This is a genomic window from Nocardia pseudovaccinii, assembly GCF_050942345.1.
GTDB lineage: Bacteria > Actinomycetota > Actinomycetes > Mycobacteriales > Mycobacteriaceae > Nocardia > Nocardia pseudovaccinii.
In genome coordinates this window covers 7389540-7406130 of record NZ_CP192074.1, presented here as the reverse complement: position 1 = coordinate 7406130, position 16591 = coordinate 7389540, and the positions used below count along the sequence as shown (strand labels likewise).

At 65.2% G+C, this 16591-nt stretch carries 14 protein-coding genes and 1 tRNA gene; 9 read left to right on the top strand and 6 right to left on the bottom strand.

Features of this window, described 5'->3' with window-relative positions; translation table 11 throughout:
• The first annotated feature begins 56 nt into the window (after positions 1-56).
• Positions 57-887: an alpha/beta fold hydrolase gene (locus ACQPZ2_RS33345; RefSeq protein WP_433522052.1), complete on the top strand. Its 831-nt coding sequence runs from the start codon at positions 57-59 to the stop codon at positions 885-887.
• A 334-nt stretch (positions 888-1221) separates the two neighbouring features.
• Here ACQPZ2_RS33345 and ACQPZ2_RS33340 read toward each other — a convergent pair whose 3' ends face one another.
• Positions 1222-2064 (bottom strand): alpha/beta fold hydrolase, encoded by an 843-nt coding sequence (locus ACQPZ2_RS33340; RefSeq protein WP_433522051.1) that lies wholly within the window; start codon positions 2062-2064, stop codon positions 1222-1224.
• 92 nt (positions 2065-2156) lie between these two features.
• On the opposite strand from ACQPZ2_RS33340, the gene ACQPZ2_RS33335 reads away from it, so the two are divergent.
• Positions 2157-2720 (top strand): TetR/AcrR family transcriptional regulator, encoded by a 564-nt coding sequence (locus ACQPZ2_RS33335; RefSeq protein WP_433522050.1) that lies wholly within the window; start codon positions 2157-2159, stop codon positions 2718-2720.
• A 287-nt stretch (positions 2721-3007) separates the two neighbouring features.
• Here ACQPZ2_RS33335 and ACQPZ2_RS33330 read toward each other — a convergent pair whose 3' ends face one another.
• Entirely contained in the window at positions 3008-4483 is a 1476-nt protein-coding gene (locus tag ACQPZ2_RS33330; RefSeq protein WP_433522049.1) for a glyceraldehyde-3-phosphate dehydrogenase, read from the bottom strand.
• A gap of 410 nt (positions 4484-4893) precedes the next feature.
• Here ACQPZ2_RS33330 and ACQPZ2_RS33325 point away from each other — a divergent pair, with 410 nt between their 5' ends.
• Together ACQPZ2_RS33325 and ACQPZ2_RS33320 are read left to right on the top strand one after the other, a co-directional pair.
• Complete coding sequence (locus ACQPZ2_RS33325) at positions 4894-6702, top strand: serine/threonine-protein kinase PknD (protein WP_433522048.1); 1809 nt, start codon at positions 4894-4896, stop codon at positions 6700-6702.
• A gap of 239 nt (positions 6703-6941) precedes the next feature.
• Positions 6942-7370, top strand: coding sequence for a hypothetical protein (locus ACQPZ2_RS33320; RefSeq protein ID WP_433522047.1), 429 nt, complete (start codon positions 6942-6944; stop codon positions 7368-7370).
• A gap of 200 nt (positions 7371-7570) precedes the next feature.
• On the opposite strand, the gene ACQPZ2_RS33315 is transcribed toward ACQPZ2_RS33320, so the two are convergent.
• The 4 genes from ACQPZ2_RS33315 to ACQPZ2_RS33300 form a co-directional block, all read right to left on the bottom strand.
• Positions 7571-7642: transfer RNA gene (locus ACQPZ2_RS33315), tRNA-Val, on the bottom strand.
• A gap of 32 nt (positions 7643-7674) precedes the next feature.
• The gene (locus tag ACQPZ2_RS33310) at positions 7675-8154 is read right to left on the bottom strand and encodes a peroxiredoxin (protein WP_357480279.1); all 480 of its coding nucleotides are present in this window, start codon (positions 8152-8154) and stop codon (positions 7675-7677) included.
• Between the two features lie 71 nt (positions 8155-8225).
• On the bottom strand, positions 8226-8648 hold the full coding sequence (locus ACQPZ2_RS33305; RefSeq protein ID WP_040688342.1) for a DUF3052 domain-containing protein: 423 nt from the start codon (positions 8646-8648) through the stop codon (positions 8226-8228).
• A gap of 159 nt (positions 8649-8807) precedes the next feature.
• Entirely contained in the window at positions 8808-9365 is a 558-nt protein-coding gene (locus ACQPZ2_RS33300; protein ID WP_063040470.1) for a hypothetical protein, read from the bottom strand.
• Positions 9366-9662: 297 nt separating this feature from the next.
• Between ACQPZ2_RS33300 and aceE the strand changes: the two genes are divergently transcribed.
• The 5 genes from aceE (at position 9663) to ACQPZ2_RS33275 (ending at position 16555) form a co-directional block, all read left to right on the top strand.
• Positions 9663-12482, top strand: a complete 2820-nt coding sequence (gene aceE / locus ACQPZ2_RS33295; protein ID WP_433527590.1) for a pyruvate dehydrogenase (acetyl-transferring), homodimeric type — start codon at positions 9663-9665, stop codon at positions 12480-12482.
• A gap of 11 nt (positions 12483-12493) precedes the next feature.
• A complete protein-coding gene (locus tag ACQPZ2_RS33290; RefSeq protein ID WP_063040466.1) occupies positions 12494-13828 on the top strand; it encodes a PucR family transcriptional regulator in 1335 nt (444 codons plus the stop codon).
• A gap of 128 nt (positions 13829-13956) precedes the next feature.
• Positions 13957-14871 (top strand): ACP S-malonyltransferase, encoded by a 915-nt coding sequence (locus ACQPZ2_RS33285; protein ID WP_433522046.1) that lies wholly within the window; start codon positions 13957-13959, stop codon positions 14869-14871.
• 123 nt (positions 14872-14994) lie between these two features.
• Entirely contained in the window at positions 14995-15294 is a 300-nt protein-coding gene (acpM, locus tag ACQPZ2_RS33280) for a meromycolate extension acyl carrier protein AcpM (protein ID WP_063040462.1), read from the top strand.
• A 10-nt stretch (positions 15295-15304) separates the two neighbouring features.
• Complete coding sequence (locus tag ACQPZ2_RS33275; protein WP_063040460.1) at positions 15305-16555, top strand: KasA/KasB family beta-ketoacyl-ACP synthase; 1251 nt, start codon at positions 15305-15307, stop codon at positions 16553-16555.
• The last annotated feature ends 36 nt before the right edge of the window (positions 16556-16591 follow it).

Sequence of the window (16591 nt, the reverse complement as noted above, 5' to 3'; positions counted from 1 at the left end):
CCTGCGTGCATGTCGATGGAAAACTGAGCCGAGTGTTCGTCGAGCAGGTCGTGTCAGTGTCCACGGACCCGGAGGTGATGCTCTTTGTCGCACACTGCGCCGGTCCAGTGCAGCGAACGCTGTTGGTGATTCACGGTGGGCCGGACTGGGACCACAGCTATCTGCGCGAACCGCTCGTCGAGTTGGCCGGGACGCATCGGCTGATTCTGCCGGACCTGCGTGGCTGCGGTCGTTCCACCCGGGGCCTTCGAGACGACGAATACACCCCGGACACTGTTGTCGGGGATCTGACGGCGCTGCTCGATGCATTCGGTGTCGCGCGAGCTGACGTGCTGGGCTTCTCATACGGCGGCCTGATCGCGCAACGTCTCGCCATGGATGCACCCGACCGGGTACGACGGCTGATCATTGCGTCCAGCAGCATCCTGCCGGTGCCCGCCGACGCCTTCGCCGGGTGGCGCGTTCGCGACGAGCGCCGCGCCAGGGAGGCACAGGTGTGGTCCGACCGCTCGTTGGCCGGTGCCGGACTTACTCGCGCAGCAGCCATCGCAGGAGCTTCGGCCAATATCTGGCGGCCGACAGCCTTGCCCGACTACCTGCGGCGTCTAGCGGCCATCCAGTTCTCCGCCGAATGGATGCGGCCGATGTTGGCAGGCATATTGCCTTCACCCCGATACGAGAACGCGGCGCAACGATTGGCGGAGCTCGACGTGCCGTTGTTACTGCTACACGGCCGACAAGACATGATCTTCCCCTCGACACTCACTGCTGCGGCCGCTGCCTTGATTCCTTCCGCACGGCCGGTGGTGATCGACGAGGCAGGCCATATGGCGCACATCGATCAGCCAGACCAGTGGCTGGGAGCGGTCCGTGAATTCCTGAGCTGACCGCCACTGGCATGCCGACGAACCAGCCCGTTGTTCTCGACATCGTGCCAGCGGACGGTGCCGACCTTTGATGCCCGTCTCGCCACAGCAGCTGAGCAGACGGGATCCAACCTCCGTGTGGCACTACTGTCACCCCGCGCTGGCGGGGTCGGCCATCGCGGGAAAACCGCAATGGCCGACCAGGTTTCGGCTGAGGATGTGGCTGTGCGGACTACCGCGCATCGGCCCGTCGAGGCACGCCGCCTGATGTCTGTCTCCGCATCAACCGATCGAATCGCCATCAGTCCTCCGGCGGGTCACGATGCGGCCCACCGTGACCCGCCGGAGGTGGCGTTCAGGAGCGGACGAAGCGCAGCAGTGCCTCGTTGACCTCCGCGGCGTGGGTCCACAGGAGTCCGTGCGGGGCTCCCTCGACCTCGACGTAATCGGCCTCCGGGAAGGCTTCGTGGAAGGGGCGCCCGGTCGCATCGATCGGCAGGATGTTGTCCTTGGTGCCGTGCAGGATGAGGGCGGGCTTGCCCGAGGCGCGGACCGCGGCGACGTCGTCGCGGAAGTCCTCGATCCAGGAGGAGACGACCGCGTAGGCGGCCACCGGCGCCGAGACGGTCGCGGTGTTCCAGCTGGCGGTGACGGCCTGCTGGCTGATCCTGCTGCCGAGTGTCTCGCCGAGGTTGTAGAAATCCTCGTAGAACTTGGTGAACCAGGCGAACCGGTCGGCGCGGGCGGCCTCGGCGATGCCATCGAAGACCTCCTGCGGCACACCGGTCGGGTTGTCGTCGCGGCGCACCAGGAACGGTTCCAGTGAGGCGAGGAAGGCGAGCTTGGCGACACGCTCATGGCCGTACCTGTTGACGTAGCGGGCGAGTTCGCCGGTGCCCATGGAGAAGCCGACGAGGATCACCTCGCGCAGGTCGAGGGTCTCGAGCAGCGTGTTGAGGTCGGCGGCGAAGGTGTCGTAGTCGTACCCGGTGCCGACCTTGCTCGACTGTCCGAAGCCGCGGCGATCGTAGGTGATGACGCGGTAGCCAGCGGCGATCAGCTCGCGGGACTGCCGCTCCCAGCTGTGGCCGTCGAGTGGATAGCCGTGGATGAGCACGATCGGCTGACCGGTCCCATGGTCTTCGTAGTAGAGCTCGATCGGTGTGCTGTTCTCGGTTCCGACGGTGATGGTAGCCATTGCCATACTCCTGAAATCAGCGGGAGAACGGTCGTTCTCCGGACAGTGTACTACGCTAGAGAACGCACGTTCTCAGCGCAAGGGGAAAGACCATGATCGACGACACAGAAGCTCGGACGCGCGTGCTGGAAGCAGCCGACCGACTCTTCTACGCGCGCGGAGTTCAGTCCGTGGGCATGGACGCGGTCCGAACCGACGCGGGGATATCCCTGAAACGGATCTACTCCCTGTTTCCCTCCAAGGACGACCTGATCGTCGGTGTCCTGCACCGCCGCAGGGCCCAATGGAACGCGGGCATCGCCGCAAGCGCCGAGAACGCGGTCACCGCACGAGAGAAGATCCTGTCCGTCTTCGACTTCCTCGACATATGGTTCCGCCAGCCGGACTTTCACGGCTGCGCCTTCATCAATATTTTCGGTGAACTGAGCGCCGGCTCTCCGAACGTCACTCGCGCCGTGCACGAACACAAAGACGGCTTCCAGCGATACCTCGCTCAACTGGTCCACGACGCGGGCGCACCCGAGGCCGTCGCTGCACAGATCGCGATCCTGGTCGAAGGGGCCCAGACCACCGCCGCCATCGCAGGGCAACCCGATGCCGCCGCCCACGCCCGCGCTGCCGCGGCAACCCTCCTCGACGCCGCCTGCGGCTCTTAGAGCTATCGAGTCTGCGCTGCTCTCCGGCCTGGCGAGTGAGCAAAGCCCAGGCTGCCGGGGCCGGTGTCCTGGCCATGTCGTCGAAATCCACGGACATGAACGGCCACGGTGACACCTGCGAGAGATCCTTGCGCGGACCAAGTCGGGTAACGACCAGTGAACCGTCGACGGATTCTGGCCGCTTTGCGGTCGCCGGTCGCGGCGTGGGCGACGGCGAGTCGCGGCGTGAGCCACGCCGCGACTCGCGGAAAATCGCTATGGTCGAACAGATTTCGGCCGAACGCGTGCTATCGCGCGGCGGCCGCGGGAACGGTGGCGCGATCCTGCGCGCCCAGCTGCGGGTAGGTCGGGTACTCGATGCCCGAGATGTACTGCACCGTCCGCACTACCTGGCACGAATAGCCGAATTCGTTGTCGTACCAGAGGTACAGGATCGCGGTGTCGCCGTCGACGATGGTGGCATTGGCATCGACGATGGATGCCGCGCGGGATCCGATGAAATCGCTGGAGACCACATCGGTGGCGGCGGTGTAGTCGAGGTTGCGGCTCAGCGGTCCGGACAGCGATACCCGGCGCAGGTACTCGAGCACTTCGCTCGTCGTGACCTCGCGCTCGAGCTGCAGGTTGAGGATCGCGACCGAAACATCCGGCGTGGGAACGCGAATCGAGTTGCCGGTGATTTTGGCCTTGAAGTCCGGCATCGCCTTCGCGACCGCGGATGCGGCGCCGGTTTCGGTGAGCACGAGGTTGAACGGCGCGGAGCGACCACGACGGTCGGCCTTGTGGAAGTTGTCCAGCAGGTTCTGGTCGTTGGTGAACGAATGCACCGTCTCCACGTGACCGCGGACGATGCCGTACTCGTCATCCATCGCCTTGAGCGGCGGCACGATCGCGTTGGTCGTGCACGAAGCGCACGAGTAGATCTGCTCGGACAGATCGAGGTCGCGGTGGTTGACGCCGTGCACGATATTCGGAACGTCGCCCTTGCCCGGGGCGGTGAGCACGACCTTCGCGATGCCGGGCTGCAGGTGCTGCGACAGGCCCGGACGATCACGCCACTTGCCGGTGTTGTCGATCAGGATCGCCTCGTTGATCCCGAACTCGGTGTAGTCGATCGTCGTCGGATCATCGCTGTAGATGAACTTGATGACGTTGCCGTTGGCGATGATCGTGTCGTTGTCGGTGTCGACCTTGATCGTTCCATTGAACTGGCCGTGCACCGAATCCCGCCGCAGCAGCGACGCCCGCTTGGCCAGATCCTCCTCGCCGCCCTTGCGCACCACCACGGCCCGCAGGTTCAGCCCGTTGCCGGACCCGACCTTCTCGATGAGCAGACGAGTGACCAGACGACCGATCCGACCGAAGCCGTACAGCACCACGTCCCGCGGTCCCTGCGGCTCGGCCTTGTTGCCGTCGGTGACATCGGCCAGCACTGCGGCGGTGAACTCCGGAATAGACAGCCCGCGATCGTCGGTGCGATAGGCCATCACCAACCGGCCGAGGTCGATTTTGCACGGCCCCAGATCCAACGCGCTGAGCACTTCGAGGAACGGCAGCGTCTCCTCGATCGACAGTTCCTCACCCTCGATCTGCCGCGCGAACCGGTGCGTCCGCAGAATGCTGATCACCGATTTATTCACCAGCGACCGGCTGTGCAGGAGGATGGTCACCCCCTTCTCGCGGTACAGCCTGCCAATGATCGGAATCATCGCCTCCGCCGAAGCCTCGTGAGCGTTCCAGCGGTCAAGATGGTCGGTAGTCAACACAAGCCCCTCGGCGTTCCTCGATCTGTACGGTGATCGATGCTATCGAGGGCCTCGCTATCACAAGGCGCGGCTCCCCCCTTGTGAGGTCGGGTCGCGGGCACGGAAGCCGTTGGCTGTAGGCCTCCTGAACTGGGACAGTCCGGCATCGCCCGCTGCGCGCCTGTGAATCCGCATCCACCGCCGCCCGAACATTCAGGGCGTGGGCAGGGACGGTGGCGCACTCGACGGGCATCACCATCGATCGTGTGGAACCGGCTCTGGCCGTAGAAGCGGTGATCACCGACGATAGCGCCCGACTATTGAGCATCTGGCCTGGCTGAATCAACTAGTGTGGACCTACCTGCTCGCGGGCGCGGGTTGCAAGCGAGTACGGCCGTTAGCCAGACAGGTAGTCACGGGACGGCACAATGAGCGACACACCAGAGGGCGGCGGGGACACCGTCCGAGGGTCGGGGCCAGCGGAGGCGTTCGGGCGCTATCGCCTGTTGTCGCTGCTGGGTCAGGGCGGTATGGGCCAGGTATGGCGGGCGCATGATTCGCTGACCGACCGGGTGGTGGCGCTGAAGGTGTTGCCTGAGCGCTTCGCCGATGACGAAGAGCTGCGCGAGCGGTTCCGCCGGGAGTGCCGGGCGGTGGCGCATTTGACCGAGCCGCATGTGATCCCCATCCACGACTTCGGCGATATCGACGGTCGGCTCTATCTGAATATGCGCTTGATCGAGGGCACCGACCTGCGCAAGGTGATCACGCGAGAAGGGGCTTTGTCACCGCGGCGGGCAGTCGCGATCATCGCGCAGGTGGCCGGCGCGCTGCAGGCGGCCCACGACGCCGGGCTGGTTCATCGCGATGTCAAACCCACCAACATCCTGCTAGGGGCCGATGAGTTCGCCTACCTGATCGACTTCGGGATCGCCCACGCCGCCGACGACCGTACGCTGACCACGGCCGGCGAGACCATCGGCACCGTCGCCTACATGGCGCCGGAGGAGATCGGCTCGGAGGTCAAGGCCGATGCCCGAGTGGACGTGTACGCGTTGACGTGCGTGCTGCATGAGTGCCTGACCGGCCGACCGCCGTTTGCGAGCACCTTGGGGATGCAGGGTGTGATGGCCCATCACCTGCACACCCCGCCGCCGCGTCCCAGCACGACCACACCCGATGTACCGACTGCGTTCGACGCGGTCATCGCCAAGGGAATGGCCAAAGATCCCGACGATCGTTACCAGACCGTGCGCGAGCTGGCCGCGGCGGTCTCCGCCGCGGTGGGCGATTCCGTGGTCAGCACCACCGGGGGCATGGCTGCGCGCCTTGGGCGTCGAATCGGATTGTCGCCCAAGACCGCCGGGCTCCTCGCCGCCGCGGTCGCGGTCGCGGTGGTGTCCGCCGTAGCTGTCGTCATTGGTGTCCAACGGGAATCCGGCGGCGGTGGCAATGCGCCCACACCTATCGTCGGGGCCTATTCGCCACAGACCCCTCTGCCGTTCACCGACGTAACCCTACCCACCGGTGTCGCGGTCGATACGGCAGGCAACGTGTACGTCACCGACATGGGTAACGATCAGGTGATGAAATTGGCGGCGGGCGCGTCGGCGCCGACCCCGCTGCCGTTCACGGGCCTGAAGAATCCCCAGGATGTGGCGGTCGACAGTGCGGGCAACATATATGTCAGCGACACGAGTAACGACCGGGTGTTGAAATTGGCGGCGGGCGCATCGGTGCCGACCCCGCTGCCGTTCACCGGCCTGAAGGATCCCCATGGTGTGGCGGTCGACAGTGCGGGAGACGTATACGTCGCTGACCGGGGTAATGATCGGGTGTTGAAATTGGCGGTGGGCGAGTCGACGCCGACCGCGCTGCCGTTGGCAGGGCTCCAAGGTCCCGATGGTGTGGCGGTCGACACGGCGGGCAACGTGTACGTCACCGAATTGGGTACCGAGCAGGTGACGAGGTTGGCGGTGGGCGCGTCGGCGCCGACCATGTTGCCGTTCACCGGGCTCAAAGATCCCCAGGCTTTGGCGGTCGACAAAGCGGGAGACGTATACGTCGTCGACTGGGGTAACAAATGGGTGGTGATGTTGGCGGCGGGCGCGTCGACGCCGACCCCGCTGCCGTTCACCGGCCTGAAGAATCCGCAGGGTGTGGCGGTCGACAGTGCGGGAGACGTATACGTCACCGACCTGGGCGCCAATCCGGTGGTGAAACTCCCGATCGGCTGAACCCCCGAGCCGTGCCCACACGATCCCAGCGGTGCGGCGATCGGGAAGACGGGGCGACGTCCGCGCCACTGCCTCCCATGACAACTCCCGGGTTGGGGCAAGACCGCGTGGTTGTCGCGTCGAAGGGCGACCCATGGGTGGGCGATGTTCACCCATGGGTCGCTATCGCCAACCGCGCACGTGACCGAATCTATTCAGGCAAGCCGACGAACTCTCACGTGAGGAGAAGACAGCACCCGATGCAGCTCATCCCGTTCATTGCGATCATTTCAATCATTTCGATCTTCGCCGGGCTCATGGTGGCGCTCGTGCTATATGCGCGCCCTGTCCGAGAGTTCCAATCGGCGGAAAAACGTACGAACCGCGAAATCGGCCGCGCATTGAAAGCCCGCGAGCTACCCGCGGGCGCGACCGCCGAATCGTGGATCCCGCGCCTCGAACAGGCGCAGAATGCAACCTCGCGTCAGCGCGTGGTTTTCACCGGGCTCGCCGCGCTGTTCACCGTGTCGTTCGCCGCCTGTCTTGCAGATGGTCTACACCCGACAGAGTGGTGGCCGTACACATATACCGTGTCGATCGTCTGGTGGGCATGGATCGCGTATGTCGCACACCGCAATACGCATACCGCCGATCGACTGTTGCACCAACTAGGTGCCCTCTCCGTCTGACGTAGCGGCGAGCCACCGCCAGCCGAGCCGGCTGCACGGAAGCAAATCGCGTGGGAAGCCCAAGTCACCGGATCCCCAGTGCTGACCGGCAATCCAGCGGCCTACGAACAGCTGAACGTTTCGCTGGAAACCCCGCAGCCACTTCCGACTGGCTTGCGGTAGCAGTGGAAGGCGATGTTCCGCCTCTTGTACTTCTTCGGTGGGCGCAGAGGGGTTCGAACCCCCGACCGCTGGTGTGTAAAACCAGAGCTCTACCACTGAGCTATACGCCCGGGATCCGTCGGCGGGTGACCGACGGGCCGGTCTAGGACTCTAGCGCGGCGAGCGCTTTCTCCCAAGCCGCCTGGTCACGGGGCTCTCCGGGGCCGTTCATTTCGGCGAAGCGGATGACGCCGTCGCGGTCCACGACGAAGGTTCCGCGGTTGGGGTAGCCGGATTTCTGGTTGAAGACGCCGAAGGACTGGGCGACGGCGCCGTGCGGCCAGAAGTCGGACAGCAGCGGGAAGACGTAGCCCTGTTCGGCGGCCCAGATCTTGTGGGTGGGCGGCGGGCCGACCGAGATGGCGAGGATTTCCGCGGCGTCGTTCTGGAATTTGGGTAACTCGTCGCGGACCTTGCACAGCTCGCCCTGGCAGATGCCGGTGAAGGCGAGCGGATAGAACACGATCAGCACGTTCTTCTTACCGCGGTAATCCGAAAGCGTGACGTCCTGGTTGTTCTGATCCTTGAGTGTGAAATCCGGCGCGAGCGTGCCGACCTCCAGCGGGCCAACCTCGACTGGCATCACTGATCCTCCATCGTGTCGGGCTACACCGGGCGGTGAAACACCGCCCGGCGAAACCATAGCGAAAGCGGTCAGCGCTGTTTCGAGGGTGCCTTGGGCTGCACGAGGCGGCTGCCGGACCAGGCACCGAGGCTGATCGCCGAGGTTTGCGTCAAACCCGCCGTGGGTGCCGCTTCGGCGATATCGCTCGGATCGACATGACCAGGTTGCCCGGTCTTGGGAGTGAGCACCCAGATGAAGCCTTCGTCGGCCAGCGGACTGATGACTTCCATCAGCTCATCCGCCAGATCGCCGTCGCCTTCTCGCCACCACAGCAGGACAGCGTCGACAACCTCGTCGGAGTCTTCGTCGACCATCTCCCCACCGCTGGCCTCTTCGACATCGGCCCGCAGGTCGTCGTCGGTGTCCTCGTCCCAGCCCAGCTCCTGGACAACCATGCCGTGTGTAATGCCAAGCTTCTGAGCGTAGTTCTGCGCGTCCGCCGCGGCGACCACGGTGGTGTCCTCCTCAACTCCAGACAATAGGTAGTTGCAAGCGAACATGGTTATCGCCTCGAGCGCAAGCTGATCGGACGAAATACCCATGGAATGTCGCGTTGCAACCTCGTGTCATTGGCCGATTTTCGCCACCCGACCCCGGTTCGTGGGACGAATTCAGCGTTTCGGGCAGGCGTCCTTCACCGCGTTGCGCGCGTCGTTGACCCGCTTGCTCGCCTCGTTGAGCGCGCCGACCGGGGCGGTGTAGGTCATCTTGCGGGTCTCCGCGGCGAGCTGGCGTGCGGCGGCGACGTATTCGGCGAACTTGGCCTGCAGATCGGTGGGCAGTGCGCCGTTGGCGTTGTTCACTCCGGTCTCGACCTTGGTCGCGGCGTCTTCGAGCGTCTTGGCGGCGGTATCGCGCTTGGCGTTGTAGTCCGCGGCGTTCGCGTCGTGCGCATCTACGAATTCGTTGTACTTCGAAACGCCGACGCCGGTAGTCGTGGGGAATTGACCGCAGTTGTCGCTGATCGCCTGCGCCTGGGCCGCGGCCTTGCGCGAGGAGGTCGCCGCGGCTGAGGAAGCGGCCGCCTCGGTCTTGTAGGCGGCTAGCTCCGAGGCATTCGGATTGGCAACGCCGTCAACGTGTTTCGCGCATCCCGCGATGGTCAGCCCGACCACGACCGCCGCTGCCGCGCACACCGCTCCGAACCCGCGTGGGTCCAGCACCTTCATCGTCCTCCGTGCCTCTCTGTGTCATCGGCGGTCCTCGACTCACGTTCCCTGCGGAACCGTACTGCAGATGCCCCTGACATGATGACCTGGGCCACAACTTCCGCAAGGATGGAGGTGCGCCCGAACCTTTCGTAAAACGGGTGGTCCGCCAACCAAGTGTGCCGCCCGGGGAATAAGACGCCTATCAGCTTGTCCACCCCTGTACGAGGAGCAGATTTGACCGACCTGATCCACTCTTCCGCGCCAGCGAAATCCGCCGGCACCGACTCCGCGCCGCGTGATCCGAACGGATCGCAGGTGCCGCCTACGGGCGGGCGGGTGCGGGTTATCCGCGAAGGGGTGGCGTCCTACCTACCGGACATCGACCCGGAGGAAACCTCCGAATGGCTCGAATCGTTCGATGACATGCTCGACCGGGAAGGTCCGGGCCGCGCGCGTTACCTCATGCTCCGGCTGTTGGAACGCGCCGGTGAGCGTAGGGTCGCCATTCCATCCCTGACCTCCACCGACTACGTCAACACCATCCCCACCGAGAACGAGCCGTGGTTCCCCGGCGACGAAGAGGTGGAGCGGCGCTTCCGGGCCTGGATCCGCTGGAACGCGGCGATCATGGTGCACCGGGCGCAGCGTCCCGGCATCGGTGTCGGCGGCCATATCTCGACCTACGCGTCCTCGGCGGCGCTCTACGAGGTCGGGTTCAACCACTTCTTCCGCGGTAAGGACCATTCCGGCGGCGGCGATTCGATCTTCATCCAGGGGCACGCCTCACCCGGCATCTACGCTCGCGCCTTCCTCGAGGGCCGGTTGAGCACCGACCGGATGGACGGTTTCCGGCAGGAGTACAGCCATGGCGGTCCGGGACACGGCCTGCCCTCGTATCCGCATCCGCGGTTGATGAACGACTTCTGGGAGTTCCCGACGGTGTCCATGGGCCTGGGCCCGATGAACGCCATCTACCAGGCGCGGTTCAACCACTACCTGCACGATCGCGGTATCAAGGACACCTCCGATCAGCACGTCTGGGCGTTCCTGGGTGACGGCGAGATGGACGAGCCGGAATCGCGCGGCCTGATCCAGGTTGCCGCCAACGAGGGGCTGGACAACCTGACCTTCGTGATCAACTGCAACCTCCAGCGTCTCGACGGCCCGGTGCGCGGTAACGGCAAGATCATCCAGGAGCTGGAGTCGTTCTTCCGTGGCGCGGGCTGGAACGTCATCAAGGTGATCTGGGGCCGGGAGTGGGACGCGCTGCTCGGCGCCGATCGCGACGGCGCGCTGGTGAACCTGATGAACACCACCGCTGACGGTGACTACCAGACATACAAGGCCAATGACGGCGCCTACGTGCGCGACCACTTCTTCGGTCGCGACCCGCGCACCAAGGCCCTGGTTCAGGATCTTTCGGATCAGGAGATCTGGAACCTCAAGCGCGGCGGTCACGACTACCGCAAGGTCTACGCCGCCTATGCGGCCGCGATGGCGCACAAGGGCCAGCCGACGGTGATCCTGGCCAAGACCATCAAGGGCTACACCCTCGGCAAGCACTTCGAGGGCCGAAATGCCACGCACCAGATGAAAAAGCTGACCCTGCAGGATCTCAAGGACTTCCGTGACCTGCAGCGGATTCCGATCTCCGATGCCGAACTGGAGAAGGATCCCTACCTGCCCCCGTACTACCACCCGGGCATGCAGGCGCGCGAAATCCAGTACATGCTCGACCGCCGCAAGGCGCTCGGCGGTTTCCTGCCCGAACGGCGCGCCGCAGCAAAGCCCTTGCAACTGCCCGGCGACGAGGCGTACAGGTCGGTGCGCAAGGGTTCCGGCAAGCAGAACGTGGCCACCACCATGGCCCTGGTTCGGCTGATGAAGGAGTTGCTGCGGGACAAGGAGATCGGCAAGCGGATCGTGCCGATCATTCCGGACGAGGCCCGTACCTTCGGTATGGACTCGTGGTTCCCTTCGTTGAAGATCTACAACCGCCTCGGGCAGTTGTACACCTCCGTCGACGCGGAATTGATGCTTGCCTACAAAGAGAGTGCCGTCGGGCAGATTCTGCACGAGGGCATCAACGAGGCCGGATCGACCGCATCGTTCACCGCGGCGGGCACCTCGTACGCCACGCACGGTGAGCCGATGATCCCGCTGTACATCTTCTACTCGATGTTCGGTTTCCAGCGCACCGGCGACGGATTGTGGGCGGCGGCGGACCAATTGGCGCGCGGATTCGTGCTCGGGGCAACCGCCGGGCGAACCACGCTGACCGGTGAGGGACTGCAGCACAACGACGGCCACTCGCTGCTGCTTGCCTCCACCAACCCGGCCGTGGTCACCTACGATCCGGCGTTTTCCTTCGAGATCGCGCACATCGTGCGGGACGGTCTGCGTCGCATGTACAGCGGCGGCACACCGCAGCCCGGTCCCGGCGCACTGCCCGGCACGCATCCGCACGGATCCGCGGGCGGTTTCGGCGGCGAGGACGTCTTCTACTACATCACCCTCTACAACGAGCCGTATGTACAGCCTGCCGAGCCCGACGATCTCGATATCGCCGGACTGCTCAAGGGCCTCTATCTGTACAAGCGGGGCGGCGAGGGCACTGTGCGCGCACAGATCCTGGTCTCGGGTGTCACGGTGCCCGACGGTGCGCGGGCCCAGGCGCTGCTCGCCGAGGAGTGGGGTGTGCAGGCCGATGTCTGGTCGGTGACCTCGTGGGGTGAGCTCCGCAAGGAGGCACTCGACAAGGAGGTCGCTCAGCTGCGCAACCCGGGCACCGATGCGGGCGTCCCGTACGTCACCCAGGCGCTGGCCCGGGTCGAGGGTCCGTATGTGGCCGCGACGGACTGGATGCGCGCGGTGCCGGATCAGGTGCGCAAGTGGGTGCCCGGCGACTTCACCACGCTCGGCACGGACGGTTTCGGCTTCTCCGATACCCGGCCTGCCGCGCGCCGCGTCTACAACGTGGACGCGCAGTCGATCGTGGTCGCGGCTCTGGCCGCACTCGGCCGCACCGGCAAGATCGATCCGGCCAAGGCCGTCGAGGCCGCGGCCCGATACCGCATCGATGATGTCGCCGCCGCGCCGAAGTCGGCTCCCGGCACCGAAGACGAACTCGCATAGCGGACGATTGGATGGTGGAACGTAAACCGCCGCGGCCGCGTCGGATCTCCGAAGGCTCCTCCGAGCACGAGGTGTATCTGCCGACGGGCGCGCTCTCCCCGAACCGGCAAACCCGCGACCCGCTGCCGGACACGCTGCTCAAACGCGTGAAGCAGTTCTCCGGACGCCTCTCCACCGAGGCGGTCGGGTCGATGCAGGATCGGTTGCCGTTCTTCGCCGATCTGGACGCCGCGCAACGCGCAGGCGTGCAGATGCTGGTGCAGACCGCGGTGGTGAACTTCCTGGAATGGCTACAGGATCCCGATAGCGATATCCGGTTCAGCCTGGATGCCTTTCAAGTGATCCCGCAGGATCTGGCGCGGCGGCTGACGCTGCGCCAGACCGTGGACATGGTCCGTGTGGCCATGGAGTTCTTCGAACAGTGGCTGCCCGCGCTCGCGCGCAATGACCGGCAGCTGGTCGCACTCACCGAGGCGGTGTTGCGCTACGGGCGTGAGCTCGGGTTCGCCGCCGCCTCGGTGTACGCGAGCGCCGCGGAATCCCGCGGCGCATGGGATACCCGCCTCGAGGCGCTGGTCGTGGACGCCGTCGTCCGCGGCGACACCGGTCCGGACATGCTGTCGCGGGCCGCGACCCTGAACTGGGACGCCACCGCACCAGCGACGGTGCTGGTCGGCACGCCGCCGGGGGATCAAGGCGTCTCGATGGTCGGCTCGGTGCACACGATCGCCGCGCGGCACGGTCGCGCGGCGCTGGCCGTGGTCCAAGGTTCACGGCTGGTGATGGTGGTCAGCGGGAATCTGGGCGATACCTCCTATGCCTCCCCTTTTCTCGCGGATCTGCTGGCCGAGGTGTTCTCCGACGGTCCGGTGGTGATCGGCCCGACCATGCGCACCCTCGGCGCGGCGCATGCCAGCGCGGTGGAGGCACTGGCCGGAATGGAGGCCGTTGTCGGCTGGCGCGGGGCCCCGCGACCGGTGCACGCTGCGGAATTGTTACCCGAGCGAGCCCTTTTGGGTGACCGGGCTGCAATCGACGCGTTGAACGAGTATCTTGTCCTACCGTTGGCCGCCGCCGGATCGGCGCTGGCCGACACTCTCGAGGCCTATCTGGATTGCGGTGGCGCGGTCGAGACGTGCGCGCGTCAGCTGTACGTTCATCCAAATACCGTTCGCTATCGCCTCAAACGGATAGCGGAGATAACGGGCCGTGATCCGATGAATCCGCGGGATGCGTACGTGCTCCGGATCGCCGCCACAGTAGGTCGTTTGACACGAACCCGTAACGAATCGTCAACTCCTACCCCAGAAGTCACTCAATTCCCGGTGAGTCACGAGGGCATGTAACGGATACAGCGAATCGGTCGATCGGCAGAACCCACATGCGCTTTTGTGGGACCCCCACAAAAGCGCTCCGCAAGGTTCATTCGCGTCGACATCTCCTGCGGCGTACCTCACAGTGTTTTCTTAGAGGTGTGATCGCGTTGTTCGCCCCTGGACAGGGGTCCCAGACACCCGGCATGCTCGCGCCTTGGCTCGACCTTCCCGGCGCGACTGATCGCCTCGCCATCTGGTCCAAGGCCTCCGGCCTGGATCTGGTTCGACTCGGCACCACCGCAACGGCGGAGGAGATCACCGATACTGCCGTTACCCAGCCGCTTGTCGTCGCCGCCGCACTGCTGGCCTTCGCGGAAATCGAGCCGGATGCACTTCCGGCCGATACCATCGTGGCCGGACATTCGGTCGGTGAACTCGCCGCCGCCGCGGTCGCCGGAGTCATCTCCGCCGACGATGCGGTACGGCTGGCCGCCATCCGCGGTGCGGAGATGGCCAAAGCGTGTGCTCTCGAGCCGACCGGTATGTCCGCGGTGCTCGGTGGCGATGAGGCCGCCGTGCTCGCCCGGCTCGAAGAGCTCGAACTCGTCCCGGCCAACCGCAATGCCGCGGGTCAGATCGTGGCCGCCGGACGTTTGACCGCCCTCGCGGAACTCGCCGCCGATGCGCCCGAGAAGGCGCGGGTGCGTGCGCTGCCCGTCGCGGGTGCGTTCCACACCGCGTTCATGGCCCCGGCCCAGGACGCTGTGACGGACGCCATATCCAAGATCACACCGAACGAGCCGACCAGGACCCTGCTTTCGAACTTCGACGGCAAGGCGGTTACCTCCGGAGCCGATGCTGTCGCTAAGCTCGCGGCGCAGGTCACCCGGCCCGTCCGGTGGGACCTGTGCACCGAGACCGTCCGGCAAGCGGCGGTCTCGGCAGTGGCGGAGCTGCCGCCGGCGGGCACGCTCGTCGGCATTGCAAAACGGGAACTGAAAGGCACGCCAACACTGGCCCTGAAGACCCCCGAAGACCTCCCCGCGTTGGCCGGACTCACCACTTCCGGCTAGCTTTCCCCCCGCGGCCGTGTAACCCAATACGCGATCGTGACCGAGCGGACGGTAACCATCGGCTCGCTCGATTCGAAAAACAACAGTGAAGCCCTACAAAGTAGATAAGAAGGGAGCCACGAAGTGGCCGCTCTGACCCAGGAACAAATCGTCGAGGAACTCGGCAAGATCATCGAAGAGGTGACCGGTATCGAGCCCTCCGAGGTAACGATCGAGAAGTCCTTTGTCGATGACCTGGACATCGACTCGCTGTCCATGGTCGAGATCGCGGTGCAGACCGAGGACAAGTACGGCGTGAAGATCCCGGACGAGGATCTGGCCAGCCTGAAGACGGTCGGTGACGCTGTCGGCTACATCCAGAAGCTCGAGGCCGAGAACGCTGAGGCGGCCGCGGAGCTCAAGGCCAAGTTCGACGCCGAGTAGGGCCGACACCGTGACCACTCCTTCCACCTTGAACGGGAATTTCCCCAATGTCGTCGTCACGAGTATGGCGGCGACCACGTCGATCGCTGGTGATGTCGATGCGACGTGGAAGGGACTCCTCAACGGCGAGAGCGGAATCGACGTTCTCGAGGACCCCTTCGTCGAGGAGTACGACCTTCCGGTCCGCATCGGCGGTCACCTGAAGGTCCGGCCGGAGACCCTGCTGAGCCGTGTCGAATGTCGGCGCATGGCCTACGTCGAGCAGCTCGCGACCGTACTCGGTCGCGAGGTCTGGCAGAACGCGGGCAGCCCCGAGGTCGACCCGGAGCGTCTGGGTGTGGCGATCGGTACCGGGCTCGGTGGCGGTGATGCGCTCATCGACTCGGTCGACAAGCTGAAGAACGGTGGCTATCGCAAGATTTCGCCGCTGGCTGTTCAGATGGTCATGCCGAATGGTCCGTCGGCCGTCGTCGGTCTCGAATTGAAGGCCAGGGCAGGAGTGGTCACTCCGGTCTCGGCATGCTCATCGGGCTCCGAGGCCATCGCCAATGCGTGGCGAATGATCGTCATGGGTGACGCCGATATGGTCGTCACCGGTGGCGTCGAGGGTTTCATCGACGCGGTGCCGATCGCGGCATTCACCATGATGCGCGCGATGAGTACCCGCAATGACAATCCGAAGGGCGCCTCGCGTCCGTTCGACAAGGATCGCGACGGTTTCGTCTTCGGTGAGGCCGGTGCGCTGATGGTCCTCGAGACCGAGGAGCACGCCAAGGCTCGTGGCGCGACGATCCACGCGCGCCTGCTCGGCGCCGGTATCACCTCCGATGGCTTCCACCTGGTCGCACCCGATCCCACGGGTGACGGTGCCGCCCGGGCGATGACCAGGGCGATGCAGACCGCGGGTCTGACGCCCAAGGACATCACCCACATCAATGCGCACGCGACCGCGACCCCGATCGGTGACACCGCCGAGGCGAACGCGATCAACAAGGCCGTGGGCAACCATGCTTCGGTGTACGCGCCGAAGTCGGCACTCGGTCACTCGATCGGCGCCGTCGGTGCGCTCGAATCGGTGCTCACCGTGCTCAGCATCCGCGACGGCCTGGTCCCGCCGACGCTGAACCTGGAGAACCAGGATCCGGAGATCGATCTGGATGTGGTGCACGGCGAGGCTCGCCGCCAGGAGATCGAGTACGCCATCAACAACTCGTTCGGTTTCGGTGGGCACAATGTCGCGCTCGCCTTCGGTCGGGCATAGCCGCCTTATCGACTGCACAACGATCCCCGGTGGGGT